Annotated in this window: 4 protein-coding genes and 1 pseudogene; 2 read left to right on the top strand and 3 right to left on the bottom strand. The window is 45.1% G+C overall.

The genetic code is table 11. The annotated features are described in order from the left end of the window. Nucleotides 1-505, bottom strand: a 505-nt coding sequence (locus G9U52_RS38890) for a beta-L-arabinofuranosidase domain-containing protein (RefSeq protein ID WP_166158817.1), incomplete at its 3' end; no start/stop codon positions are given. Nucleotides 506-873: 368 nt separating this feature from the next. Between G9U52_RS38890 and G9U52_RS40710 the strand changes: the two genes are divergently transcribed. Then, a complete protein-coding gene (locus tag G9U52_RS40710) occupies nt 874-1,380 on the top strand; it encodes an IS110 family transposase (protein WP_311765004.1) in 507 nt (168 codons plus the stop codon). 273 nt (nt 1,381-1,653) lie between these two features. Then, nucleotides 1,654-2,010: pseudogene (locus G9U52_RS40705) on the top strand (IS110 family RNA-guided transposase); the annotation flags it as partial. 119 nt (nt 2,011-2,129) lie between these two features. Here the strand turns inward: G9U52_RS40705 and G9U52_RS38880 are convergent. Next, on the bottom strand, nt 2,130-2,960 hold the full coding sequence (locus G9U52_RS38880; RefSeq protein WP_166158815.1) for a carbohydrate ABC transporter permease: 831 nt from the start codon (nt 2,958-2,960) through the stop codon (nt 2,130-2,132). A 15-nt stretch (nt 2,961-2,975) separates the two neighbouring features. Continuing rightward, on the bottom strand, nt 2,976-3,433 hold a 458-nt coding region (locus G9U52_RS38875), incomplete at its 5' end, for a carbohydrate ABC transporter permease (RefSeq protein ID WP_166158813.1).

The following is a 3,433-nucleotide window of genomic DNA, read 5'->3' as shown; positions in this document are numbered from 1 at the left end:
TGCCGATATAATCAGCGTAGCGGCTCATGATGTCCAACAGCTTGGTTTTGCCGGTTGCTTCGAAATAAGCGACAGCCGCTTCAATCATATGCCCTGCGCAATAAAGCTCGTGGTCGTCTCTTAAATTTGTCCACCGTTGGTCCGGTTTCTCCACCGTAAAATAGGTATTTACGTATCCGTCCGGACGCTGAACCCGCCCAATTAAATCAATAGTCTCGTCGGCGATTCGTTCCAATTGTTCATCTCTCTGGAGCGATAGCGTGAAGCCTACCGTTTCCAGCCATTTGGCAAGGTCGCTGTCTTGAAATACCTTGCCATAGTACGCGCCTTCCACATCCCCGGCGGCGATTCGGAAATTTTCTATGGTATGACTCGGCTCTGCACCAGGAATCGCATCATTTAATGCATCCCATTGATAAGGTATCACGGTCTCTTTGACCAGCTTCTGCCGGGAAGTCCAGAAGGAATCCTGAATGACGACATCCTTTAGAGACAATGCTTCCATTTGCTTAACAACCTTTACTTCCGCTTGTTTCATAGTTATATCCATTCCTTTCGCTTCGCTCAAGGCACAAAACGGTATGAAATCGTTGTGCTTTGAGCCTGTTTTTTTTATTCTAAACTTACAGGGATACCAGTTAACTACAAATCACGCGGAGGTGAGTGGGCTGCCCCATCTATGGGGTGACCGCATAGTTATATGTGTAGATTGCCTTTCCAAGCACAAATAAGTGATGCCTTTAGAGCACGCAGACTTATCTTTGGTATAAACAGGACTCGTTTATTGCTAGGTAATCAGTCAATGCTGTATATCCCTGTACACCCTGAAAAGGAGGATTCCCTGTGGGTTTAAAAATTGTCTAGTGCTGTGGGATCGACGTCCACAAAACCTTTGTCGTTGCCTGTATCGCTTCTACCAACAACAAAGGGATCACTACTTACAAACGTCTTCGCTTTTCTACCTTCACCAAAGGTTTGAATGAGCTCTCACAATGGCTTTGTGAACATGACTGTAAAGGTGTCTGCATGGAATCTACCGGGAAATACTGGATTCCCGTGTTCAATATTCTTGAAGCTTCCTGCAGCATCACGCTGGCGCATCCAAAATACGTCAAAGCGATCCGCGGCAAAAAGACGGACAAAAAAGATGCTCAGTGGATTGCCGATTTATTCAAGCATGATCTTGTCGCTGGGAGTTTCATGCCTCCCCTGCCGATCCGGCAGCTGCGTGACCTGATGCGTTACCGCTTTAAACTGACTACCTTTGCGTCGAGTGAAAAAAATCGGCTGCAAAACAGCTTAACCGTTTTTAACATTCAGCTTGGGAAACGTGGTGTCGGATACCTTCGGCAAAAGCTCCATGAAGGAGAAACTTCCTGAACTGGAACTCGCCATAGAGGGTTGATTACACCCGAACAGGCTGGAAAAATAAAGGTCATTTAAGCGCACTACGAAGACCTTGAATCCCGCAAAGCGGATCTGGAAGCCATCATTCTTTCTCTTGCCGCGTCGTACACAAATGAAATCAACTTGATCTTAACTGTTCCGTCCTTCAAAAACATCTTTTCCGCCATTACCGTGGTCTCGGAAATTGGTGTGAATATGGACGTGTTCACGACAGCTAAGCATTTATGTTCCTAGGCAGGACTTACACCTACAAATAATGAAAGTGCCGGCAAGAAAAAGTCAGTAAAGATTTCGAAAGATGGGTGCTATATCAAGCCTCTTTTGGTCCAGTGTGCAACCGCTGTAGTCAAAAGTGAAAAGCATCCCGAAATCCGAAACCGCTACTTAAAACTCAAAAAGCGTCGAGGTCACAAACGTGCGATTATTGCTACTGCCCGAGTGCTATTAACTGCCATCTATCACATCTTCAAGAACAAGGAGCCCTATAACGCTGAATTATACAAAAAATCGGATGTTCTTCCAGTAGACCGTGAAATCACGGTAGAACAAGCGATTTTATTGGCAAAAGCTCAGGGTTACCGTATTATGGCGGTTGCGATTTAACCACTCCATAAAAAATACCATAATTTACCAAAAAATCGTCATTTGTTGGCTTGTTTGCTATGCCTATTTACTTTGGTGGTTACAGTTACTTCAGACTTCACATCTCCCTATGGAAAGTTTTACTCGCCCTTCAATCCTGATAGCGTTACACCCTTTATAAAGAAGTCCTGGGCTAGCAGAAATATGGTAATCACGGGGATAAGTGTAAGTATGGTACCGGCCATTAATACCGGCCAGTCGGTTGAATACAAGCCCTGCATAGAGGCGAGACCCAACGGGAGAGTCATCTTTGCCTGTGTGTTGATAAATACAAGGGGCCCCAAAAAGTCATTCCAAGTGCCCATAGATACGAAAACGCCAAGTGTAGCCATTGCCGGTTTGGATAGTGGCACAAAAATCCTCCAATAAGTACCAAACGGCGTACATCCATCAATCTTGGCCGCATCTTCTAGGGCTGTCGGAATAGCAAGAAAAAATTGCCGCAATAGAAATGTTCCGAAAGCCGAAACCAAATGCGGTAAAATAAGTGCCATGTGCGTGTCGACTAAGCCATATGTTCGCATAATGATAAAGTTCGGTATAATAGTCACTTGGGCAGGAATCATCATGGTGGCAAGGTACAACCCGAACAGCAAATCCCTGCCCCGGAATCGCAGCCGTGCAAATACGAAGCCGGCCATTGAACTTGTGATCAATTGGACTATGACCACAATGACGGTAATTTTGAGGCTGTTAAAAAAATAAACATCGAAAGGAAATCGATCTGAAATCCTCAAGTAATTTTCCCACTGGATTCTTTCACCGAAAAATGTAGGAGGGAAAACGAAAACCTCGTTGACATTTTTTAATGATGTACTAAGCGTCCAAAGAAAAGGAAAGATCATCGTAAGCGCCCCTAAAATGAGGACAAAGTGGGCTGCAAATTTAGCGCTCAAGCTCATTTTCTTCATAACTATACTGCCCCCTTAGTTACCCCATTTTTTCTGGCGCCAGAACTGGATCATGGTTATGGCAAAAACCATAAAGAAGAGTATATAAGCCATCGCGCTGGCATAGCCCATTCTGAAGTACATGAAGGCGTTCTCGTATAAATAATGCACAATTACGGATGTCGAACGGGCAGGCCCGCCCTCCGTCATAAGGAATACAGAATCAAATACCTGGAACGATCCAATAAACGACATAACCGTGACAAAAAACGTAGTCGGGGAAAGCAAGGGTACCGTGACGTACCAAAACTTATCGATCGACCTAGCACCATCAATCTCCGCCGCTTCGTAATAGTCAATCGAAATGGACTGAAGTCCGGCAAGGAAAATAAGCATGCTGAACCCAAGGCCCTTCCAGACGCTTGTAAGAATGACAGCGGGCATAGCCCATACTGTACTGGTCAACCAGCTGGGGCCCTGTACACCGAATAAGC

The organism is Paenibacillus agricola, assembly GCF_011440305.1.
GTDB classification, from domain to species: Bacteria; Bacillota; Bacilli; order Paenibacillales; family NBRC-103111; genus Paenibacillus_S; species Paenibacillus_S agricola.
The sequence above is the reverse complement of the archived record's forward strand: the minus strand, read 5'-3'. Positions and strand labels throughout refer to the sequence as shown.